We start from the raw sequence: 21,744 nt of genomic DNA, 5'->3' as shown, positions 1-21,744 counted from the left end.
AATCTAAGTTAATCGAAACATTTTTTAAAATGGAAACTAAGAAAACATATGCCGGAATTCCAGAACAATATGCTGGCTATGACAAATCAAAAGTAGTATTAATACCTGTTCCTTATGATGGTACCAGTACTTGGGGTAAGGGAGCCGATAAAGGACCTGAAGCGTTCTTACACGCTTCAGAAAATATGGAGCTATATGATATAGAGACTAATAGCGAAATATACAAACAAGGAATTTATCTCGCAGATGCCATTGATGAAAACTCCTCGCCAGAAGCTATGGTTACCGCTGTACACAATGTTGTTAAATCTTCTATAAAACGTAACAAGTTTGTGACGCTTTTTGGAGGAGAACATTCTATTGCTATTGGAGCTATACGGGCTTTTGATGAATGTTTTAACGATTTAACAGTAGTTCAAATAGATGCTCATGCTGATCTGAGAAAAGAGTATGAGGGGTCTAAGTACAATCACGCCTGTGCATTGTATGAAGCCAATCAAAACACCAACCTTATTCAAGTGGGTATTCGCAGTATGGATGCTTCAGAAAAATTGGTAATGAATGAAGATCATGTGTTCTTTGCTCACGAAATGGCAACAGATGATTATTGGATGGATAACGCCATCGAACTAATGACAGATAATGTTTACATCACTTTTGATCTGGATGCTCTCGATCCTTCTATTCTACCGGCTACGGGAACACCAGAACCAGGGGGATTATTATGGTATGAAACTCTTGAATTTCTTAAGAAAATATTTGAAGAAAAAAATGTAGTAGGATTTGATATTGTAGAATTATGCCCTAATAAAGATGATAAATCCTCTGATTTTGCTGCTGCCAAATTATACTATAAAATGTTGAGTTACAAATTTGCAGAACAGGATGAGGATGATGAGAACGAGAATTTATACACCAACCAAAAAGAAAACAATTTGAATCGCTTAAAATATAACTCAGATGAAGACTAAAGGAGCTATATCGCAATTTATAGAAAACTATTATTTGCACTTCAATGCTGCTACTTTGGTCGATGCTGCAAAAGGATATGAATCCCAACTGGATCATGGTGGAAAGATGCTGGTTTCTCTAGCAGGTGCTATGAGTACTGCAGAACTGGGAAAAATCTTTGCGGAAATAATTCGTCAGGATAAAGTACACATCGTTTCTTGTACAGGAGCAAATCTCGAAGAAGATATTATGAATCTTGTGGCGCATAGCCATTACAAAAGAATACCAAATTATCGAGATTTAACCCCACAACAGGAATGGGAGTTATTAGAAAAAGGTCTAAATAGAGTTACTGATACCTGTATACCAGAAGAAGAAGCTTTCAGAAGATTACAGAAACATATTTTTAAGATTTGGAAAGACGCTGAAGAAGCAGGAGAACGCTACTTTCCGCACGAATTTATGTATAAAATGTTATTATCTGGTGTGTTAGAACAATACTATGAGATAGATATAAAAGACAGTTGGATGTACGCAGCTGCCAAAGCTAACCTGCCAATGGTAGTACCTGGATGGGAAGACAGTACAATGGGTAACATTTTTGCCAGCTATGTAATGAAAGGTGAACTGAAAGCAAGTACCATGAAATCTGGTATCGAGTATATGACCTTTCTGGCCGATTGGTATACCGATAATTCTAAAAATGGCATTGGATTCTTTCAAATAGGTGGTGGTATTGCAGGAGATTTTCCTATTTGTGTTGTTCCCATGTTATATCAGGATATGGAGCGTACCGATACTCCTTTTTGGAATTATTTCTGCCAAATAAGTGACTCAACCACAAGTTATGGATCGTATAGCGGAGCCGTACCTAATGAAAAAATCACCTGGGGTAAGTTAGATATTAACACTCCAAAATTCATTATCGAATCAGATGCTACCATTGTAGCACCTTTACTATTTGCCTACCTACTAAATATGTAATGATATGAAAAGATCAAAAAACGATCATTTAAAAAAAGTTATTGTTGATTTCAAAAAGTTAACTAATACCATTCTGGATTTGTTAGTGATGAAATATCCAGACGGGTATGATGAAGAAGATATTATTACGTTTAGAAATGCAAAAAACGAAGTCGTAGAATGTGTAGAAGTAAAAACTGAAGACACTTTATATTTGGTTAAAGTTAGTAAACGACTAGTTAGTGCGATGGAAAGTCACGAAGATGAAGATGATCAAGAGCAGGCAACTGAATTACCAGAACAACCAGAAATCGAAGAAGATTAAAATTAATGTAACCATGAAAAAAGCAGAATTTCACTTAGCATTACCGTGTGAAGATCTAGAAAAAACAAAAAATTTCTATAATTATAAACTTGGAGCTAAATTAGGAAGATTTACAGATGGTTGGGCAGATATTAATTTATATGGAAACCAGATTACCTTCACCAAAGCTGGAGATTTTAATTTTAATTTCAAAAATTATCGCCTAGGAGATCAGATATTACCGTCTTTTCACTTCGGAGTAATCATAGATGTAGAAACTTGGGGTAAGTTATATTCTCGACTCTTTTCAATGGATATAGACGTAACCACTGAAGTTACTTTTTTTGAAAACAAGGTTGGAGAACATCTTTCCTTTTTTGTAAAAGATCCTAATGGATATATGGTAGAGTTTAAGAGTTTTAAAGACCACGGAGAGATATTCACCGCCTAACAATCATGAAAACTGAAGCGTATGCGATTCAAATTGCCGATGTCATTTCGATAAAGAATTGCAGAAAAAATTTCGAGGCCGAATTATTATTTTTTGATACAGATGAACTGTTTTACGAATATGATCAGGGACAGTATATCTATATTTTCAAATATGGAGTGATTTGTTTTTATAATATCAGTAAAGATAATGCTGAAGAGATTTGTAATGAGATATTGATGTATGGTAAAAGTTTCATTAAAGAAGAAGTTTCTGAAAACATAGACATCATTATTGGAGGAACATCAAATACCGTATCCTTTGGGACTGTTACCCTGAAGCACTTTAATGTTGAATCATTACGGCTAGTGATGCTCAATGTTTCCCAATCTGTTGCACTTGATAGTTATTCAAACATCTCAGAACAAATCTTAGAAGACACCAAGGTCCATACCACATATCTTGAGGAAAAAGGCAAGTTAGATATTAGTGGTAAAAACCTTAAAAAGTATATTGGGCGTGTTTTAAATATCAAAAATAAAATTTCAGAGAATCTTTACATATTTGATTCTCATGATGTGACTTGGGATGATGAAACCCTTAATAAATTAGATCAGGATCTAAAACGGGTTTTTGATCTAAAAGATCGCTATAGAAGTATTCATGATCAGATCGAAATTATAAAAGAAAACTTAGAGCTTTTTAAAGATATCATGTTTCATAAAGAAAGTAGTAAGTTGGAGTGGATCATTATCATTTTAATCTTGTTCGAAGTTATTGATATGTTCGTTATAAAATTAATGTAAATACAAACAAGACATTGGAAATAAAAGATCTGAAAATAATAGGCAGTGAAGAATGGTGTGTATTCAAGGAGTTTGGAATTCCAGCAATCAAAGCACGCGTAGATTCTGGAGCAAAAACCTCTTCGATACAGGCAAACAATATAAAAATACTGTATAAAGGTACAGAGGAATGGGTACGCTTTGAAGTTAATCCAATTCAGGATAATCGTAGCATTATCATAACGTGTGAAACCAAACTCCACGATAAACGCATTGTGAAAAGTTCCTCCGGGATTTCAGAACAACGTTTCGTAATCAAGACACCGGTGTCTATAGGTGACAAAACTTTTGAAATCGAATTGACACTAGCTAATCGTGATGCAATGGAATTTCGCATGCTATTAGGTCGTGAGGCATTAATGGGGCGATATATGGTAAATCCATCTGCCACCTATATGGCAACTAGCTTTACTTCAGAACAAATAACAGAAAAATATGCTCCATTTATTAAGGCGAAGTCAGGGTTGAAAATTGCATTGTTAGCGAGTAATCCAGAACTATATAGTAATAAACGTATTGTTGAAGCAGGTGTAGCCAGAGGTCACGAAATGGTATTTCTAAACGTAGAGCAGGCATACATGAAATTGGATGCTATACAACCCGAAATACGGTACCGTGGAGGAAATATTATTGATGAATTTGATGCCATTATTCCAAGGATACGGCCCTCTATGACGTTCTATGCATGTGCATTAATCCGGCAATTCGATTCTATGGGAGCGTATTGTTTGAATACAGCAGAAGCGATTACCCAATCCAGAGATAAGCTACTCGCAACCCAACTTTTTGCCAAACATGATATACATATCCCGATTACAGGTTTTGCAAAGTCCCCTCTGGATACCAAAGACTTGATCAAAATGGTCAATGGAGCACCATTAATTATCAAACTCTTAGAAAGTACTCAAGGCAAAGGTGTTGTGCTCGCAGAAACTAACAAAGCTGCAGAAAGCGTGATCAATGCCTTTAAAAGTGTACAAACCAACATTTTGGTACAGGAGTTTATTAAAGAAGCTAACGGACAGGACATTCGTTGTTTTGTCGTAAACGGAAAAGTAGTTGCCTCTATGCAAAGGCAAGCTGCCAGAGGCGAGTTTAGAGCTAACATCCACCAAGGTGGATCTGCATCCAAAATCAAAATAACTACCGAAGAGCGAAAACTGGCAATTAAGGCAGCAAAAATTTTAAATCTTCCGGTAGCTGGTGTAGATATCATTAGATCTAATAAGGGCCCTCTATTGTTAGAAGTGAATTCATCCCCTGGACTAGAGGGAATAGAAAATGCAACCGGATTAGATATTGCCAATATTATGATTGAAGCTATCGAAAAGAAGTTAAAATTTAAGCGATGATACATCCTAACACAGAAATACGGTTTATAAGCGATGAGATTTCTGCTGAAGAAGTGGTCAAAGAAATTGATGGAAACACGGCAAAACCGAAAAAGAAAGAGCCCAAATTTTATTCGATTACCGTTAGTCCTTCAAAATATGAATTGAAAAAATTGCAGAACAACAGCCAAGATTTAAAAAGGTACACCAGAGAGCTGATTTAAGATTATGTGGCATCCTTCAATCGGGAAATTAACGGACGACCTATTACAGTTGATGATATAAAATACTTTGCGAAAATCGAACATCAGAGAACCTTTAAAGGAACAGATTTTCAGATTAAATAAAACCTAAATTACCAAATAGCTGATATTGGAAATTTCTAAAACCTGAGATAGGTAATTAAGGCCACATTATGTTGATTTTCACTACCACTCGCGAAATATTCACCTTTGATGAGACCGGAATAAAACAATTCAAAGCTTAAAAAAGCGCTGGGTGCCCACTCCAATTCTATGCTGGGTATTAGACCTACATAACTATTTTCACTTTCATAAGCATTACCGAAATAAGGTAAGCCCGGTGGTGAATAGATAACATCTGAAGTATTCTGCCGCCAAGCAAAGGCTGTTTCCGCTGTGACTGCGATTCCTTTAGGCAATAACAGACGATACGAAGGATTTACCGTTATCAGGTTGCTAAAGTTTAAGAAGGGCGCACGGCTTAAAAATCCTAATGCCGGATTAAGCGGATTGTAGGTATTTGATTCGCCGTCGTTTGCTTCTTTATCTCCACTAAAAATGTTGGCCTCCAGACCTAATCGATGTTCTTTTTGATTAATCTTCCAAAAGTATTCTATGTCTGTACTTATGGAATAGGCGTTAACATCGGTTTCACCGGCACTCCCAAACTGATAGTTTGCCTCTAGGTCAAAATCAAAACCGGTATCAAGATTGCGGCGGTGGACCAATCTTGCACCCACGGTCTGTCTTTCATCTTCCTCGATGATATCTTGGTTAAAGTTTTCCCAATGGTCGATACCAACATAATATAATTCCAGATTTAACCTGTTCTCTTGTTTATGTAATGGTGTGGTCATGTAAATACCAAACAGTTCACGGTCTGCTAACCAATCATTATCAAAAACATTGGGTTCAATAGGTACTTCCCTAAAATAAAAAAGGTCTGCCTTAAATCGGTTGATAAAAAGATTACTGCGAACACCGTCATATGACCGTCTTACATTAGGGTCTTCACGAATGGCAAACAATCGACCAGACCCTATGAAGGCTTCCTGTCTGCCTATACGTAGGTAAGATTGTTTTCCGGTGCTTTCATGTGGGTATTTCAGTATGAAAAAGAGTTGATGAAGTGCTAAGTCATCTGCATCTACAGGAGCTTCTGGCAAATCATTGCCTAATCGCCACGCAGAAAGTACCTGTGAGAACACTCCAAAGTATTTATGACGAATAGCGGCATGAAACATCAAACGCTGGTCGTAGCGGTATTCTTCCGTAGGCGTTTCTAATCTTTCGAAATTATCTGTTTTAAAATAGTCAAAACGTGTTCTTAAATCACCTCCTATAGAAAGATATGTATTGGTTTTTTTATGTATGGGAATAAATTTTAAGCGTTCCCAAAAATTGATTTTTTCATTCGTTCGCAGATAATCAAACTTGTCCAAGTATCGAATAATATTGAATCTTCTACTAATGAATAACTGACCGTGGATATCATTAACTTCAAACTGTTCTAGCCCAGTACTGTCTTGCGCTTTTCCTTCTTGGGCAAACATACTGGTGTTTATCCATACTATCGCTAGAATAAAAAGACCGAAAGTCCTTTGAAAATTATGCTTAATTATATTTTTCATATTTCTTTTCTTCTACAAAGCCTGCCCCCCCGAAATTTCGATGCGCTCCCCGTTAATCCACTGAGCGGCGTCACTACATAAGAAAGCAACTACCTGACCTATGTCATCGGGTTGACCGACACGGCCTAAAGCGATCATATTGGCAAGTTTTTGTTGCACTTCTTCGTCATCCCTGGCTTTGGCATTATTAAAATCAGTAGCAATGGCTCCAGGTGCCACTGCAACCGACCTAATACCACGATTACCATATTCTTGCGCCACATGTTTTGTAAGCGTTTCCAAGGCACTTTTTAACGAACTATAGAGCGAATATCCAGGAATACAATAACGGGTAGTGGCACTGGTAATGAAAACAATACAACCACCATCATTAACCGCAGGAATTAATTTTTGGGTTAAGAAATAGACACTTTTATAATGTATGTACAGTAACTGGTCAAATTTTTCTTCAGTACAATCCTCGATACTAATACTCGCTCCAATGCCACCATTGTGTATTAAGAAATCGAAAGTTTCAACTCCCCATTCCTCTTTAAGTATGGTCCTGAACTTTTGAACAAACTCATCTAGTAGATTAAACTGTACAAGGTCTAATTGTAGCGTCTGTGACGATTGCCCTTTTTCAACTAATTCTGCTACTACACTTTGGGCCTCTTCAACTTCGATATAATAAGTGAAAATGATGTCTACACCATCATTGGCCAGTGCGAGTGCCATGTTCTTTCCTAAGCCACGGCTACCACCGGTAACCAAGGCTATCTTGTTTTTGGCTTTCATATGTTTGTGTTTTTAATTATTCCGCTATCTCCAAAAGCTTTTCGGGTTTGTAAGGTAGCGACCGTATCCTTACGCCTGTTGCATGATAAATAGCATTCATGATGGCTGCCTGTAAGCCTACACCGCCCAGTTCACCTACCGATTTAACCTCTAGTATATTGGCCTCTTTATCAGTATAGTCTAAAAAGGAAAGGTCAAGGTCCGGAATGTCTGCCTGTACTGGCATATGATAGCCGCCCAAATCTGAGTTGAGATAGCGAAAATTGCTTAAATCTCTTTCAGCGGCTTCTTGCATCGCCATACCGATCGCAAAAACACAACCGCCTATCAGTTGAGAATGTGCAGTTTTCGGATTAATGATTTTTCCACAATCGTAAACCCCTACAATTCTTTTGAGCGATGCCCAGCCGGTAATGGGGTCAACTTCTACTTCCACAAAATTGGCTCCAAAGGAAGAAGATGATTTTTTGAACATTTCTGGACTGTATTGTGTCTGAAGTTGTGTCTCTACATAGGGTCGGCCTGCGCGCTTTAATGTTGTTTGAAGGCTTTCTTCTTTTGTACCATTGGTAATCGTTCCATTGCTGATGTTTAGTGTTTCTGCTTTAAGTCCAAATAGGGGCGAAGCTTCATTTGAAGTCGCGAGCCTGATAAGATTCGTTTTTAATTGCTCACAGACCTTTGCAATGGTAGTACCTACACTAGCAGCGGTAAATGCAGCCACGGTTGGTGGTGTTTTGGGATAACGCGTGTTTCCCATTATTACCTTGATGTTTTTGATATCTACCCCTAGATAGTCGGCAGCAATTTGCCGAATAATGGTATTGGTCCCTGTACCTATTTCCTGAGTACCTACAATGAGCTCTACGCTACCGTCATTTAATAATTTCGCTTTCGCGGAAGCGGGATGAAACAAGGTAGGATAACTGCCACTGGCCATGCCGTAACCTACAAGCATACCGTCTTTCCTCATGCTGCCTAACTTTGGATTGCGTTTGTCCCATCCAAATTTTCTTGCCCCTACATCATAACATTCATTCAGGTGTTTTGAAGTCCACGGAAGGTTTGTTTCCAGGTTTTTATCGGCATGGTTCTTTTTTCGTAAGGCTATCGGGTCCATGTCTAATTTATAGGAAAGCTCATCTAGAGCAGATTCCAGTAAAAACAGACCACTGGCTTCCCCAGGGGAACGCATGGGTACGGGACCGCTAATAGGTACTGGTGTGACTTCCATCTTTGCCCGCATATGAGGGTTGCTATACATCATCCGTGGTGCAATGACACTGGACTCAAAAGCTGTTTTCTGGAATTCAGGCGTTTCGCCCGTGGTATGAATAATGATAGAATTAATGGTACCATCTTTTTCAGCACCTACTTTTACCTCGCTATGTGTAGCCGAGCGTAAGCCGACGCATCCAAACAATTGTTTTCTGGTCAATTCAACACGTAACGGGCGGTTCATTTCCTTCGCAGCAGCGGCTACGATGCCAGTATGCGGTGCCACCAAACCTTTTCCGCCAAACGCACCACCAACATAAGGGGAACTAACGGTTACATCTTCAACAGGCATTCCCAGCATTTCTGCCACCCCTTTTTGATGGCCGAAAATCCAGGCAGTCGGTTCATAAATCGTCAGCTGTTCTGAGTTCCAAACCGCGGTTGTGCCATGGCGCTCCATAGGTTGGTGGTGCATGGTCTGGGTTGTATAGGTTTGCTCCAGCTTTACTTCGCTCTCTTCAAAGGCTGCTTCCGGTTCACCTCTATGATAATCACCTTCCATGATTCCGAAAAGAAATTCCAATTCTTCGGCATATTTAGGATTGGGATGCTCTTCATAAGTTCCTTTTTCTTCTTCATAGACAACTTCAATAAGGTGACCCGCTTCTTGCGCTACTTCGAAAGATTCTGCGACTACAAGAGCAATATATTGCAAGTCATAGGCAATCTTATCGTCCTGCATGGGGACGTGTTTTTGTTGCCCACTATCACCACTTGGGTCAAAAGGTGAGATGTACGTTGGCGGACTGTAGAGCCTTGGCATATTTTTATGGGTAAATATTTTGAGTACGCCTTTTTGGCTTTGAGCCCTTTCTGTATTGATGGACTTCACCCGGCCTTTGGCAATGGTGGCAGAAATCAAGTAACCAAAGGCCAAATTTTTAATGGCTACATCATTGGCGTAGGTAATTTTGCCCGAAACTTTATCAGGACCGTCAACACGGTTAATTGGTTTAGTTATTTGTTCCATAAGGTGTGTTTTTTGCCATTAATAGGGTTCGTATTAAGATTTTTTCAAGAAGTTTTACTTTAAAAGCATTGTTTTTTTTGGGTTGGGCACCACTAACAGCAATTTTTGCTGCTTGCCTAAAATTAGTTTCGGTAGCAGATTTCCCTTGCAGGTAATTTTCTGCTTCTTCAAATCGCCAGGGTATTGTGCCTACCCATCCTGAGGCTAATCCAGCATTGAGTATGGTTCCTGTTTGAATATTGAGTGCTGCCGCACCCGAAATAAGCGCAAATGCGTATGATTTTCTGTCTCTAACTTTTAGGTAAGCCGAATGGTTAAAACCATGTTCTAGCGGAATTTCAACTCCAACAATCATTTCGCCATCCTGTAAATGGGTGATTTTGGTGTTTTCTTTAACAGGGATGTGATAAAACTTATCTAGCGCAAGTTTACGGGTATCATTTTTCGATTGTAATACCACTTTTGATCTTAAGGCTAACATACCCACAGCCATATCCGAAGGATGTGGGGTATTGCAACTCTCGTTCAGCCCGAATAGCGCATTGGTTCTAATACCATCCTTGGCCGTTACCGTTGGGCACACATCTCCCACAGTTCTTCGCCCACAAGAGGCAGAAACATCGTAGAAAAAAGGGCAGCGTGATTCTTGCATTAAGTTGCCCCCTATGGTCGCCATATTTCGTATCTGCTGAGTGGCGCCTTTTACAATACTTTGCGATACAAGGGGTGCAAAGTTGATAATCTTCTCAGATTCTGCTGCTGCGGTATTGGAAGCGAGCGTACCCAGGTACACCGTATCCCCCGTATTTTTTATTTCGCGTAAGCCTGAAATGGTATTAATATCAACAAGCTGTTGTGGGTGTTGGATACCCTCTTTCATCATATCGACCAGGTTAGAACCTCCGGCTATAAAGTAAGAAGCCTCTTTTTCCTGTTTGGCCTTGATAGCATCGCGCGTTGTTTTTGCTTCAGTATATTGAAAAAAATTCATAATCTATGTTATTTAGATGCCGCTTTAACTGCTTTAATGATATTTGGATAAGCTCCACAGCGGCAAATGTTACCGCTCATGTATTCCTTAATTTCTTCCGTACTTTTATTATGCCCTTCTTTAATACAGGCGACGGCAGACATCACTTGTCCAGAGGTACAATACCCACATTGAAAAGCGTCATTATCAACAAAGGCTTGTTGTACCGGATGTAACACCCCATCTTTTGATAGCCCTTCAATGGTTGTAATTTTATCGTTTTGATGGCGCATTGCAAGCGTAAGGCAAGACAACTTGCGTTCGCCGTTAATGTGAATGGTGCACGCTCCGCAGTGTCCCGCATCGCAACCTTTTTTTGTTCCCGTCATGTTTAGCTTATACCTTAAGGTATCTAGCAGGCTGGCACGTGGGTCTATTTTTAGCTTTATAGTCTCGTTATTGATATTTAGTTGCACATCAACAGCGTTAGGTACTTCAAAAGGTCGTTCGGGATTCTTCTGTTCTGTAGCCTGCGCACCTAAAAGGGGTGCAACCGCCAATCCTGCTACACCGGTACCGGAAACTTGTAAAAAATTTCTGCGGCTAAATCCTTTCTTTATCGGTTTGTTTTCTTCTTTCATTTATGTTTTGGTTATAAAGTTTTTAAAATATTTTGATATGAGCGGAACCACAGCATAAATCATGGTACTGCAAATAAGAAAAGAGCTAATGCCAATTGTGACTGGCTCAGAAGCATCAGGAATAATTAGATGCACAATAAAACCGGCCAAGTAGATAAGACCATAAACACAAGGCCAAGCTAATAAGACTATTCTCCAACGTATTTGTCTGGGCTTCTTTTTATCCATTATATTGTATATGCATTTACTTCTTCCTCAGCAGGAAATCCCATATACAGTTCTTGGTCAGGCTCCATGACTTGAGTTTTTGACAAATCGCCGATAAATGCCGGCTTAAAACCAATATCTGAAATGAGTTGCAATGTGATTTCTTTTGCTTGTCTATTACTTGCGCCAAAGGGTACAATCTCTTGCGCATCTTCTTTTTTAAATGCTTTGTCTCTCAATTGCGCGGCTGGTATGGTATTAAATGCTTTGCTAACAGCCGCTCCTTTAAAATAATGCGCCACCCATTCGGATTCTCTATAGTTTTGTGCATTCATCTGCTTTTTGATTTCCGCACCATCGCGTTGCACATAAAAGTTGGTGGTATCAATAAGGATTGTACCTTCTAGGTTACCAATTCTTTCATGAATTTCCGGAAGCATTCCATAAGGCGTGGCAAGTAAAATGACCTCTCCAAAAGTAGCGGCTTCTTCAACGGTTCCCCGATGTGCCCGTTGGCCAATTTCGTTGACCAAGCCTGAAAGCTTTTCCGGATTACGGGAACTAAAGAATACCTCATGTCCAGCCTTTGCAAAGTGCTTGCCCAGGTTACCTCCAATATTTCCCGAGCCTATGATTCCTATTTTCATAACTTTTATGTTTACTAATTTTTATGGTCAATCCATCAATTTGTACTGTAAAACCATTCTTTTATCACTTGACCAGGCTTCCTGTTGTAAGTGATTTTATCTTATGAGGTTCTCATGGCTTAAATCTAAATTTTATCTCCATTTTTTATTTAATCCTTTTTAAAGACTCACATCCATACCCTATCTAAGTGATGCCTTCATTTTTTAAACATTAAAAGAAAAAAGTTGAATACATCCTGAAGTATTGCATACCATCAACAGCTCCAATATTTTGCAATAATTCACGATTGAAAAAAGGTGCATACTTTATAAAAAATGACCAATGCCTATTCATTAGAAAGTGTAATTCCATATTAAGCTGGTTACCAATATAGGTGGATTCAGTTTCTTGTGCTGTGAAGAGAAGCGAACGGTAAGGACCGTAAACGGCTTCGTTTCGATTTGCCCTAAAAATGAATTGATAGTCCGTTAATACCTTTAGCTTGTCTGTTAAATTCAACGTTACGGCCGGTTGAAAAGTAATATAATTACCCCCAGCAGGTAAACCAGCCCCAACAAAAATCTTTTGAAATGGAGCCTGAAATGTACCAATTCTGTCATCTGCAATGTCTCCATCGCCTGAAACATATAAAAATTTGTGACCTAAAATTGGGCGTAAGGGAAGATTCGAAAACTGATAGGTAATAATATTTCCAAACTGATAACCACTTATATTGGCATCTTTAGCATTTCCGAATTGATAAGTCGTCTCTAGGTCTATGTTCCAATGAGATGTATTGATATTGTACCTCAAACCTATGGAATGCCTAGTCTGATTTGACATTCCAGATAAGGATGGATAATCTCCGTAATGACCGAAATAGTAGAAATCAAAAATACTTTTTTTGGTCAAAGAAAGACTAGTATACGTACCCCAGAGCAACTCGTCATCATTAAGTAGATTATTGTCCAAAAAGCCTTCTTCAAAAAAAACAGGACGACTAATAAATAGGGTACTTTCTGATTTACCGATATTGATTATGGAACTAAGCCCATCATGAGTTCTTCTATTATTGGGTCCCCCTTGTACGGCAACCATCAAACCTGTACCAAAATCCAGTGCTTGTCTTCCAAACCTAAAAGTGATGTCATTCTTTTTTGAAAAAGGAAAATTATAATCGATAAAGCTTTGGAAAACTGAAAGGTAATCATCGTCAATAAATCGAGAACCATTAGGCCTTCCTATTTGAGAAGCATGGTTTAATTCAAGATAAAACCTAAATTTTTTAGAACGGTAATCTCCAAACAATGATATCCTATTTAAATTGTATATATCGCCAGATTGCCTTGACCAACCTTCTCTCTTGAAACTTTCATATGCCAGTCTCAAGTCGCCACCTAAAGCAAGTTTGCCTTTAGCCAATTTCTTAAGGTTATCAGACCAGTCTTTCCTTACAATGGAATCCTTTAAATAAGAATAATCATTTCTATGATGAAAATAATTATACGAAGGCGCTTCCTTTAGAAATGGACTTTTTCCACCTTGACCGTAAACCAAAGCAGTCTGTAAATACAATAAACTGCTTATTACATATACTATTTTTAAACCCTTCTGTTTCAAACTTGTTTAATAAAATTGCTGACTCAACTATGAAGACGTTTCTTGAAGTCCGCCTTTAAAAGCATTACTATTTTTTCTTAGAAACTATCTCTTTAGAGATAGCATCTATATTTAATTCAAGCAGATTCTCGATGGCGGCTACTGGCACGTATCCCTTATAATCCCTTTTCATGGTCTTCACTATTTTGTTCTTTTCATCTTCATCTACATTGTTGTCCTTTTCAAGAGCACTTCTTACATACTCTCTGAAGGTCTTCAAATAGTCTATCTGGTTATCTATCAATTGATTGAATGAACCTGGAAAACCATGACCGGGATAAACTGTTTCGGCATTTGGAAATGTATCCTTTAAATCATTCAATTGTTCTATCCAATTTAGAGTATTGGCATCTATTAAAAATGGAGTCATTGCATTAACCAAAACATCTCCTGCAAATAATACGTTGAGTTGAGGAAGGTAAAAAACAGACATTTCAGGAGCCTCTCCTTCGCCCATCTCTAGCGTTTGGATTTCAAGCCCAGCAATTTTTATCTTTTCATTATTCTTAAAAATCGTATTTGGCAAAGTCAGATTTTCATCAAAATCATCACCCAAAACAAGCTTGGTCTGTTTGTTGAATCCTAATTCATCGTTAGCAATAATTTCTTTTGTTCTTTCAGACGTGTGGATTTTTGCATTCGGATATTTGGTATAAATAGTTTTTAAACCGCCATAGTGGTCTGGATGACCATGGGTAATAAAAATCGCCTTGACTTCCTTACCTATACGTTGAATGATACGGTTTACTTTTTCGGCATTAGAAATACTGCGCTGGACATCAATTAGTACTATGGCATCGGGCAATTCAATCAAATAGGTATTTACGGAAGAAAAACCGCTGATAGAAAAACCATGGATAATCACTTCTTGTTCTGAAAACTCTGTTAAAAAATGATTCTTTTGAGCTGTTAATCTTATTGGCAAGAATAAATAGATAAGAGAGACAGACAACCAGATTCTGTAATCGTATTGTAGCTTTTTATTTTTAGTTTGTAATCGCATTTTATAAATTAATTAATTTAAAACTTCTATGTAGGTAATTTGCCTCCATTCACTTCAATGACCTGTCCGTTTATAAACGAATTCATCATAATAGTCGTTGCCATTTGAGCAATATCCTCTGACCTTCCGATTCGGTTGACAGCTATTTGTTTTTTGTTTTCTTCAAATAGTTTTTCACGTTCCTTTTCTTCCTTAAAATCCCAGAATCCACTGTCAATAAACCCCGGTCGGATGACATTAAAGCGAATTGGCGCCATTTCGACCGTCAGCGCCTTGGCAAAGCCCTCTACCGCATGAAATGCAGCAGAAACCAGTACCGTTCCCTTAATTGGATTTTTGGTAAAACCTCCTGTAATGAACGTGATAGAACCCTTTTTTGAGATTTTCTTAACCGCTTCTTTGGTTATCATAAACAAACTCCAAAATTTACCATAGATATAGGTTTCTTTGATTTCCAGTGGTGCCTCCACAAAATCCCCTGTACCTCCGGGTGCTGCGGTAACAAATAAGTGGTCTACACCCTTTACATTTTTAAACAGTTTTTGGATGGATTTAGGGTCTACAACATCAACATAAAAGGCATCAGCAGCATCTGATAGTTGTTCAAGGGCTTTATTGTTTTTTTCTTCATTATGCCCGGCAATGATAGTATTACCACCTAGCTTTTCAACCAGTTGGGCCGTAGCAAAACCCATCCCTGTGGCTCCACCAATAATAAGCACTGTCTTGTTAGTTAAATCCATTAGTCTTTTTTATGGAAAGTTACACGAAATAATACCTGTTATCCCAAGCAAAACGGGCAAAAGAGTTGGGCATTTTCCCTGTTATCTTTTCGAAATCTTTGGTTTCTACCTTTTCAAGGTAACCGGCTGCACCTGCCTTATAGAATTCTTTGACGATGGCCGGAGAACCTGTTTTTTCTGAATGCTTGTCAAAGGCGGTCTCTTCTTTGTTCCAAGTGAAAGACTTACCAGTTAGGTTGGACAACTCTTCAACAATTTCATTGCCCGTCACCGCTGTAGGACCGGTTAAGAAGAAGAAGTCATTTTCCAGCTTCTCGGGTTTTTCGGGAGCAAGCAGCAATTCGCTCATGGCATAGGCAATATCCCTGCAGTCCACAAAGGCAATTTTACCATCGCCGGTAGGTAAGTAGAAAGTGTCATCGCCTTTTTCGTAAAGCCCTGGCACGATTAAAAAGTGCTGCATAAAGATGGTAGGCCTTAGCATCGTTGGCGGGATGCGACTTTTTCTAATCATTTCTTCTCCTGCCCAATGTGCTGCACCTGGTCCTTCTTGTGCGTTGGGACTGGCCGCGTCTACACTAATTTTTACAATGTAGTGTATGCCTTGTTTTTTGGCTTCGTCTACAACCATTTGCTGAAAATCGACCATTTTATCAGATAAAGGCGTGATCAAACAAATTTTGGTAACGTCTTTAAGTGCTTCTGTTATAGTGCTCTTGTCTTCTATATCAAAATGTACCGGTTTTACGGTATGCGGGTTAAACCGATGCAACAGTTGCGCTTTTTGGGATTCTGGATTTCTAGTTGCTATCTGTACTTCGCCCACATTTGGATGTGTTGCTAATAGTCCGGTAAGTTCGCTACCGATATTCCCTGTGGCTGCGGTTATTAAAATTGTTTCTTTCATTTTATCTTTGGTTTAAATTTTGTCACAAAACACCAAAAAATTGTGATTTTAATTTATGCTAACACTTTTATTGAACCTTTCCTGCTAATCCCGCAGTTGGCATTTTTACCGTCATACCGCCGTCAATAGCCAGAATTTGTCCGGATACATAAGATGACCTCTCAGAGGCGAAATACAAAATGGCATCTGCAATTTCATTTGATTGGCCGGCTCGTTGTAACGGGATATTGGCTTCATAGAAAGCTGACATGTCTCCATTTTGCGTAAAGCGTTGTAACATAGGTGTTATAATGGGACCAGGGGACACGCAATTAACACGAACCCCCAAAGGTCCTTGTTCAACAGCTAATTGCCGTGTTAAGCCATTAACCCCCGTTTTGGAAGCTGTGTAGGCCGATAGTCCGGCACCACCTAGGAATGTCCATTCCGTAGATAGTAAAATAATTGAACCCCCAGGCCTACGAAGCAAGGGTAATCCATATTTTAAAGTGAGCCAAGTACCTTTGAGGTTGGTATCTATCATTACATCCATATCATCATCGCCAAGTTGGTCAATGGGAAGGGTATGAGGTTGTTCCCGTCCTGCATTGGCTACAATAATATCCAGCGCCTCAAATTTTTCTTTTATTGTATCATAGCCGTTGATGATAGAATCTCTGTCGGTAACATCCATTTGAAGAAATAGGCTTTTTACACCTTTTTCTTTTAAAGTTTTTGCCACGGCTTCACCTTTTTCTTTACGTCTGCCCGTAACAATCACATGGGCTCCTTCCTCTGCAAAATGATGTGCTGTAACTTCACCGATACCTGAAGTAGCTCCGGTGAGTAGTACTACTTTATCTTTTAATTGTAAATTCATTTTTTTATTATTTAAATGATTATATGGTTAAAACTGTTTTTCCTTTGAGGCTTCTTTCACTCATTTTTTGAAATACGTTGTTAGCATCTTCGAATGGGAATGTATTATCAGGCTCGGGGAAATTGAGTTTTCCTTTGGCGTACCACTTGAAAAGTTTTTGAACCGTTTTCCGAACCGTTTTTGGTTCTTTTACGATATAAGCTGCAAAATCTGTCCCTACTAAGGAAGCATTTCGAATAAGCATTTCTATCGAGGTCAATTGTGGTATTTTGCCACTGGCCGCACCTATCGGAAGTATTCTGCCTTCCCAGGCAACAGTTTCCAATGCTTTTTGGAATAAGTTCCCACCGACCAGGTCGGCAATAACATCTACACCTCTGCCAGCTGTGATTTCTTTGGCGCGTGCTATGATATCTTCTGTTTTGTAATTGATGAATTCCTTTGCACCCAAAGACTTTAAATAATCCATTTCTTCCGCTTTGGAATAGATTGCAATAACATGTGCCCCCTTGGCCACTCCTATTTCGACCATTCTTGAACCCACACCGCCTGTAGCTCCGAAAATCAAAAGACTTTCTCCTGACTTTAAATTACCACGATGTATTGTAGAAATATAGGCAGTGCCATACGCAATGGGTATCGCTGCCGCTTGGGTAAATGATACAGATTCAGGAATGATTTCTAATAAATTCTCAGGAACGTCTACATATTCTTGATACGCTCCAAAATCCATAGATGCCATGACCTGGTCACCCTCTTTATACTTCTTCGAATGAGATGCGGTCACTTGCCCGGAAACTTCAAATCCAGGACTAAAAGGTAACGGTGGCGGATTTTGGTGGGTGCCCATCACCTGCATTAAATCTGCTGGGTTAACACCGATTGCGCGCACTTTAATCCGCACTTTGCCTTTTGAGAGTTCGTTCTGTTGGATGTCCTGAAGCTTGAACTGCTCAAGGTCTCCAGGTTCCATAATTCGCCATGATTTCATCTGTTCTTTAGTTGTTTAAATGGTTCTTATTGCGTGAGATGATTTGTAGACCCTAAAGCTAAACACTAGAGACCCATTGGCGTTTTACTATTCCTCGTTTCTATGTCATTTTAACACGCTTCATTCAAGAAAATAGTTAATATTTTACTAAGGCTTCGCTACGCTCTTGCCACAATTGAAAAAACTGCTCGGCTATGGCAGTAGCATTGTGTTTTTGCGAAGTTTCAGAGACTTCACCGAATACTTCTAAGGCTCCGGCGTACATGCCTTCTTCCTTGAATGCTGCAAATAACTGCGGTGCCATATTTCTAATACCTGCTTTAGCAATAGAAGTGGTCGCAAAATCTGCACTGGGATAATCAGCAAAACCACCACCGGTCAATAAAAGACCTCCTTCATTTTCCTTGAGTGTTCCAAAAAGCGTATTGATGACCGTAATGATTCCTCCCAGACCTATGTGCAAGCCGTTTATAAAACTTTCGGTATCGTACTTTAAAAGATGTTTTGGTGCCATAGGTGCCACATTGTAATGTACCACGGTAACGTTGGGTAATTTTTCATCTAGTTCTCGCAATGCTTCGGAAAAAGCTTCGACATCAGTGACATCGGCAGTAGCATATACTGTTGCGATACCATCATTCTCTAATTGTTCTTTTAACGTTTCGAGGCTTTTCTCTTTTCTACTAATTAGACCAACGTTATAGCCCTTCATACCAAATTTTTGCGCTACGCCATGTCCTATTCCTGGTCCAGCACCTATTATCAGGATTGATTTTTCTGTGTATTTCATAGTCTATATTTAAAGTGTTGAAGTCATTTTGCGAACCAGATTAAGGATTACAGGAATATTATTTCTGGTGGCTTTTGAATAAGGGCAGTTTTGATGGGCTTTCTCAAGTAAATCATGGGCAGTTTCTTCGTCTATTTCGGGTAACGAAACCTCGAGAACGACAGCAATGCCATAGCTATTTTCATCTTGCTGCAAATCGACCAGACCATTCACTCCTGTTTCCGTTAATGTAAGGTGTTGCTGCCGAGCCAGCATCTGGATGGTACTTTCAAAGCAGGCTGCATATCCGGCTGCAAACAGTTGTTCGGGATTTGTGGCCGAACCATCATTTTTCAGGTTCATTTTTAAATCGAGAACACCATCTTCAGAAGTGACACTTCCTTCTCTTCCTCCCGTAGCGAATGCTTGGGCCGTATAGACTTTTCTTGTTTTCATATTCTTATGTTTAAGTAAATTGTTATTTTTCTTAATTTTAGTTTTATTTTCCTTACTTCAATGTGACTATCCGTATTTTCCTCTACGACTTTAATCTTTCTTCTATTTTTCGGTTTTTAGCAATATCGATAGTCTTGTTTCTTAGGATAGGTTGAAATTCTGGGATAAAACCTAAATGCGAAATAAGGTTTTCTACAATCTGTTTTACTTCGGGATGATTTGCTGTAAAAGGAATCGTGAGTTTTTGATGTTCAAGGCTATTAAATGCGAATCTTTTGATAACTTCGGCAGGGTGGACGTCAAAGGCTTTTGCCAAATAGGCATTTGGAAAAAGACGGCTTAAATAATTGTTTTGCGAACCATTTATAAATCGGTTATCCACTAACATTTTCTTTCCTTCAGGACAAGGTCGCGTGGTATCGATTAAAACCTTACCGGTTGTAAATCGTTCGCATTGGGCAGCTAGGTTTTGAAGTTCCATAAAAGGGATAGCTATCACATGAATATCTGCAAACTGTAACACATCTTCTACGCTTCCATAAAAAGCATTTGGTCCTATGGCTTGGGTAAATGTGTGCAAGCCTTCTTGCCTTTTACAAGTGAACATGACTTTATGCAGATTTTTACAGAACAGCTGCCCAAAGGTGCTGCCCAAACTTCCAGTTCCTATTATTCCAATGTTCATAGCGCTACTTCAAGGGTTTTAATTTTTCCATTAGGGTTGGCAAAAACTCCGACACTGTAGGATGTATGTGTACGGCATCCCTTAATTCTTCAAAGGTGCCTTTACAGTACATATTTTGAAGTACCGCATGAATGACCTCGTCCGCGCCGACGCCAAAGAGGGTCGCCCCTAAAATTTTCTTTGTTTTCTTATGAACAATAATCTCCATTAAACCCCTGGTATCACCTTTTTCTATGGCACGGGTTACATGTTCCATCGGTAACTGTGCTAGTAGAAAATTGTCCCTTTCAATAGCTGCCAAGGCTTCTTTTTTTGATAAACCTATATGGGCGAGCGGTGGGTCGATAAACAGTGACCAACAGGGTATTCTATCCGAAGCTTTGCGTTTTCCGTTGCCTAACAGTTGGTCTTTTACAATTTGATAATCGTGGTACGCCGTATGGGTAAAACCACCTTTACCGTTACAATCTCCCAATGCCCAAATATTTTTGACATTGGTTTCTAAAAGGTCATTGACTTTAATATAGCCATTATCATTACGTTCTATACCCGCTTTTTCCAGACCTAAATCATCGGTATTGGGCTGCCTGCCCGTTGCAAAAAGAATGTGCGTACCAGTTAATCGGTCTTTTTCTGATCCCGAGCAATGCAGGTGCACTTCAATTTGATTTTTACTGGTGTTGCAGTCGATGCATTCTGCATTCAGTCTAAAAATAATACCTTCTGCTTCGAGAACTTGTTGTACAGCTATACTAACATCCTCATGTTCCCTGGGTACTATCCTGCTACCCATTTCAACGATGGTAACTTTGCTACCGAAGCGGGCGAACATTTGTCCAAATTCCAGACCAATTGCACCAGCACCAATGATGATAAGATGCTCAGGTACCATTTCTAAATCGAGAATAGTAGTGCTGGTCAAAAAATCAACCTTGTACGCATACGAAGGGATGCGCGGTCGTGTACCTACGTTGATAAAAAAGAATTTTGCAGTTAAAATAGTGCCGTTGGCGCTTATACTTTGTGTACCGCTAAATCTGGCGTGTTGGTTGTAAAAATCAATATGTTTTAGTGCCTTGAATTTGTCTTCTCTCTTTTTAATCGGTGCTATAATGGCATTTTTTCGAGCTACGATTGCTTTTAAATCCGATTTAATCAAGCCCTGAACCACAACACCATATTCAGCAGCTCTTTTAGTATCATACAACATCTTGGCGCTGGCATGAAATGTTTTTGAAGGCACACCACCTACATTAGGGCAGGTGCCTCCGAAACGCTTGCGCTCAAATACAGCGACTTTTTTACCGGCGGCAGCCAAATCTTTCGCTAATGGTACTCCTGCCTGACCTGTTCCTATAATGATGGCATCATATTGTTTGTTCATACCTTACGACTAAACTCATGTTGATTTGTTCAACAGAAAAGTGGTCCTGTAAGGTAGATTATTTACAATGCTGATGTGTTTCACTTTTCCTAGGAAAAGTGACATAAAAACACTTCGGAAA

The 21,744-nt window shown here is 39.1% G+C and carries 23 protein-coding genes and 1 pseudogene; 7 read left to right on the top strand and 17 right to left on the bottom strand.

What is annotated here, in order from left to right; translation table 11 throughout:
- The first annotated feature begins 29 nt into the window (after nt 1-29).
- From speB to ACFSJT_RS07665, 7 genes and pseudogenes are all read left to right on the top strand, one after another.
- The gene (gene speB, locus ACFSJT_RS07695; RefSeq protein WP_378319660.1) at nt 30-971 is read left to right on the top strand and encodes an agmatinase; all 942 of its coding nucleotides are present in this window, start codon (nt 30-32) and stop codon (nt 969-971) included.
- Nucleotides 961-1,935: a deoxyhypusine synthase family protein gene (locus tag ACFSJT_RS07690; RefSeq protein WP_378319659.1), complete on the top strand. Its 975-nt coding sequence runs from the start codon at nt 961-963 to the stop codon at nt 1,933-1,935. Before speB ends, ACFSJT_RS07690 begins: the two co-directional genes overlap by 11 nt.
- Before the next feature lie 4 nt (nt 1,936-1,939).
- Nucleotides 1,940-2,239, top strand: coding sequence for a hypothetical protein (locus ACFSJT_RS07685; RefSeq protein WP_378319658.1), 300 nt, complete (start codon nt 1,940-1,942; stop codon nt 2,237-2,239).
- 13 nt (nt 2,240-2,252) lie between these two features.
- Complete coding sequence (locus ACFSJT_RS07680; RefSeq protein WP_378319657.1) at nt 2,253-2,669, top strand: VOC family protein; 417 nt, start codon at nt 2,253-2,255, stop codon at nt 2,667-2,669.
- Between the two features lie 5 nt (nt 2,670-2,674).
- Nucleotides 2,675-3,454, top strand: a complete 780-nt coding sequence (locus ACFSJT_RS07675; protein WP_378319656.1) for an RMD1 family protein — start codon at nt 2,675-2,677, stop codon at nt 3,452-3,454.
- 20 nt (nt 3,455-3,474) lie between these two features.
- Entirely contained in the window at nt 3,475-4,845 is a 1,371-nt protein-coding gene (rimK, locus tag ACFSJT_RS07670; RefSeq protein WP_378319812.1) for a 30S ribosomal protein S6--L-glutamate ligase, read from the top strand.
- Nucleotides 4,846-4,877: 32 nt separating this feature from the next.
- Nucleotides 4,878-5,168 (top strand): annotated as a pseudogene (locus ACFSJT_RS07665) (DUF5712 family protein); the annotation flags it as partial.
- 38 nt (nt 5,169-5,206) lie between these two features.
- Here ACFSJT_RS07665 and ACFSJT_RS07660 read toward each other — a convergent pair.
- The 17 genes from ACFSJT_RS07660 to ACFSJT_RS07580 form a co-directional block, all read right to left on the bottom strand.
- The gene (locus ACFSJT_RS07660; RefSeq protein WP_378319655.1) at nt 5,207-6,697 is read right to left on the bottom strand and encodes an alginate export family protein; all 1,491 of its coding nucleotides are present in this window, start codon (nt 6,695-6,697) and stop codon (nt 5,207-5,209) included.
- A gap of 12 nt (nt 6,698-6,709) precedes the next feature.
- Nucleotides 6,710-7,474, bottom strand: a complete 765-nt coding sequence (locus ACFSJT_RS07655) for an SDR family NAD(P)-dependent oxidoreductase (RefSeq protein ID WP_378319654.1) — start codon at nt 7,472-7,474, stop codon at nt 6,710-6,712.
- Between the two features lie 16 nt (nt 7,475-7,490).
- A complete protein-coding gene (locus tag ACFSJT_RS07650; RefSeq protein ID WP_378319653.1) occupies nt 7,491-9,722 on the bottom strand; it encodes a xanthine dehydrogenase family protein molybdopterin-binding subunit in 2,232 nt (743 codons plus the stop codon).
- Nucleotides 9,706-10,713, bottom strand: a complete 1,008-nt coding sequence (locus tag ACFSJT_RS07645) for an FAD binding domain-containing protein (protein WP_378319652.1) — start codon at nt 10,711-10,713, stop codon at nt 9,706-9,708. The genes ACFSJT_RS07650 and ACFSJT_RS07645 overlap by 17 nt, the downstream gene beginning before the upstream one ends.
- 8 nt (nt 10,714-10,721) lie before the next feature.
- Complete coding sequence (locus ACFSJT_RS07640) at nt 10,722-11,333, bottom strand: (2Fe-2S)-binding protein (RefSeq protein WP_378319651.1); 612 nt, start codon at nt 11,331-11,333, stop codon at nt 10,722-10,724.
- Nucleotides 11,334-11,561, bottom strand: a complete 228-nt coding sequence (locus ACFSJT_RS07635; RefSeq protein ID WP_378319650.1) for a putative antibiotic biosynthesis monooxygenase — start codon at nt 11,559-11,561, stop codon at nt 11,334-11,336.
- Nucleotides 11,561-12,187 (bottom strand): NADPH-dependent F420 reductase, encoded by a 627-nt coding sequence (locus tag ACFSJT_RS07630; protein ID WP_378319649.1) that lies wholly within the window; start codon nt 12,185-12,187, stop codon nt 11,561-11,563. The genes ACFSJT_RS07635 and ACFSJT_RS07630 overlap by 1 nt, the downstream gene beginning before the upstream one ends.
- Before the next feature lie 211 nt (nt 12,188-12,398).
- Entirely contained in the window at nt 12,399-13,787 is a 1,389-nt protein-coding gene (locus ACFSJT_RS07625; protein ID WP_378319648.1) for an alginate export family protein, read from the bottom strand.
- Between the two features lie 67 nt (nt 13,788-13,854).
- The gene (locus ACFSJT_RS07620) at nt 13,855-14,829 is read right to left on the bottom strand and encodes an MBL fold metallo-hydrolase (protein WP_378319647.1); all 975 of its coding nucleotides are present in this window, start codon (nt 14,827-14,829) and stop codon (nt 13,855-13,857) included.
- Between the two features lie 26 nt (nt 14,830-14,855).
- Entirely contained in the window at nt 14,856-15,572 is a 717-nt protein-coding gene (locus tag ACFSJT_RS07615; RefSeq protein ID WP_378319646.1) for an SDR family oxidoreductase, read from the bottom strand.
- A gap of 19 nt (nt 15,573-15,591) precedes the next feature.
- Entirely contained in the window at nt 15,592-16,479 is an 888-nt protein-coding gene (locus ACFSJT_RS07610) for an NmrA family NAD(P)-binding protein (RefSeq protein WP_378319645.1), read from the bottom strand.
- A 67-nt stretch (nt 16,480-16,546) separates the two neighbouring features.
- Entirely contained in the window at nt 16,547-17,338 is a 792-nt protein-coding gene (locus tag ACFSJT_RS07605) for an SDR family NAD(P)-dependent oxidoreductase (RefSeq protein WP_378319644.1), read from the bottom strand.
- Nucleotides 17,339-17,357: 19 nt separating this feature from the next.
- Nucleotides 17,358-18,329: an NADPH:quinone oxidoreductase family protein gene (locus ACFSJT_RS07600; protein ID WP_378319643.1), complete on the bottom strand. Its 972-nt coding sequence runs from the start codon at nt 18,327-18,329 to the stop codon at nt 17,358-17,360.
- Nucleotides 18,330-18,465: 136 nt separating this feature from the next.
- The gene (locus ACFSJT_RS07595; RefSeq protein ID WP_378319642.1) at nt 18,466-19,119 is read right to left on the bottom strand and encodes an SDR family NAD(P)-dependent oxidoreductase; all 654 of its coding nucleotides are present in this window, start codon (nt 19,117-19,119) and stop codon (nt 18,466-18,468) included.
- A gap of 9 nt (nt 19,120-19,128) precedes the next feature.
- The gene (locus ACFSJT_RS07590) at nt 19,129-19,554 is read right to left on the bottom strand and encodes an organic hydroperoxide resistance protein (protein WP_378319641.1); all 426 of its coding nucleotides are present in this window, start codon (nt 19,552-19,554) and stop codon (nt 19,129-19,131) included.
- An 82-nt stretch (nt 19,555-19,636) separates the two neighbouring features.
- On the bottom strand, nt 19,637-20,239 hold the full coding sequence (locus ACFSJT_RS07585) for an NADPH-dependent F420 reductase (RefSeq protein ID WP_378319640.1): 603 nt from the start codon (nt 20,237-20,239) through the stop codon (nt 19,637-19,639).
- Nucleotides 20,240-20,243: 4 nt separating this feature from the next.
- Nucleotides 20,244-21,623, bottom strand: a complete 1,380-nt coding sequence (locus ACFSJT_RS07580) for a mercuric reductase (protein WP_378319639.1) — start codon at nt 21,621-21,623, stop codon at nt 20,244-20,246.
- Between the last annotated feature and the right edge of the window lie 121 nt (nt 21,624-21,744).

Source organism: Aquimarina celericrescens, from assembly GCF_042682765.1.
Classification (GTDB): Bacteria; Bacteroidota; Bacteroidia; order Flavobacteriales; family Flavobacteriaceae; genus Aquimarina; species Aquimarina celericrescens.
The sequence above is the reverse complement of the archived record's forward strand: the minus strand, read 5'-3'. Positions and strand labels throughout refer to the sequence as shown.

Bases quoted from the DNA above. Each gene is read 5' to 3' on its own strand.
- speB (WP_378319660.1), top strand. From the start codon at position 30: ATGGAAACTAAGAAAACATATGCCGGAATTCCAGAACAATATGCTGGC.
- ACFSJT_RS07690 (WP_378319659.1), top strand. From the start codon at position 961: ATGAAGACTAAAGGAGCTATATCGCAATTTATAGAAAACTATTATTTG.
- ACFSJT_RS07685 (WP_378319658.1), top strand. From the start codon at position 1,940: ATGAAAAGATCAAAAAACGATCATTTAAAAAAAGTTATTGTTGATTTC.
- ACFSJT_RS07680 (WP_378319657.1), top strand. From the start codon at position 2,253: ATGAAAAAAGCAGAATTTCACTTAGCATTACCGTGTGAAGATCTAGAA.
- ACFSJT_RS07675 (WP_378319656.1), top strand. From the start codon at position 2,675: ATGAAAACTGAAGCGTATGCGATTCAAATTGCCGATGTCATTTCGATA.
- ACFSJT_RS07660 (WP_378319655.1), bottom strand. From the start codon at position 6,697: ATGAAAAATATAATTAAGCATAATTTTCAAAGGACTTTCGGTCTTTTT.
- ACFSJT_RS07655 (WP_378319654.1), bottom strand. From the start codon at position 7,474: ATGAAAGCCAAAAACAAGATAGCCTTGGTTACCGGTGGTAGCCGTGGC.
- ACFSJT_RS07650 (WP_378319653.1), bottom strand. From the start codon at position 9,722: ATGGAACAAATAACTAAACCAATTAACCGTGTTGACGGTCCTGATAAA.
- ACFSJT_RS07645 (WP_378319652.1), bottom strand. From the start codon at position 10,713: ATGAATTTTTTTCAATATACTGAAGCAAAAACAACGCGCGATGCTATC.
- ACFSJT_RS07640 (WP_378319651.1), bottom strand. From the start codon at position 11,333: ATGAAAGAAGAAAACAAACCGATAAAGAAAGGATTTAGCCGCAGAAAT.
- ACFSJT_RS07635 (WP_378319650.1), bottom strand. From the start codon at position 11,561: ATGGATAAAAAGAAGCCCAGACAAATACGTTGGAGAATAGTCTTATTA.
- ACFSJT_RS07630 (WP_378319649.1), bottom strand. From the start codon at position 12,187: ATGAAAATAGGAATCATAGGCTCGGGAAATATTGGAGGTAACCTGGGC.
- ACFSJT_RS07620 (WP_378319647.1), bottom strand. From the start codon at position 14,829: ATGCGATTACAAACTAAAAATAAAAAGCTACAATACGATTACAGAATC.
- ACFSJT_RS07615 (WP_378319646.1), bottom strand. From the start codon at position 15,572: ATGGATTTAACTAACAAGACAGTGCTTATTATTGGTGGAGCCACAGGG.
- ACFSJT_RS07610 (WP_378319645.1), bottom strand. From the start codon at position 16,479: ATGAAAGAAACAATTTTAATAACCGCAGCCACAGGGAATATCGGTAGC.
- ACFSJT_RS07605 (WP_378319644.1), bottom strand. From the start codon at position 17,338: ATGAATTTACAATTAAAAGATAAAGTAGTACTACTCACCGGAGCTACT.
- ACFSJT_RS07600 (WP_378319643.1), bottom strand. From the start codon at position 18,329: ATGAAATCATGGCGAATTATGGAACCTGGAGACCTTGAGCAGTTCAAG.
- ACFSJT_RS07595 (WP_378319642.1), bottom strand. From the start codon at position 19,119: ATGAAATACACAGAAAAATCAATCCTGATAATAGGTGCTGGACCAGGA.
- ACFSJT_RS07590 (WP_378319641.1), bottom strand. From the start codon at position 19,554: ATGAAAACAAGAAAAGTCTATACGGCCCAAGCATTCGCTACGGGAGGA.
- ACFSJT_RS07585 (WP_378319640.1), bottom strand. From the start codon at position 20,239: ATGAACATTGGAATAATAGGAACTGGAAGTTTGGGCAGCACCTTTGGG.
- ACFSJT_RS07580 (WP_378319639.1), bottom strand. From the start codon at position 21,623: ATGAACAAACAATATGATGCCATCATTATAGGAACAGGTCAGGCAGGA.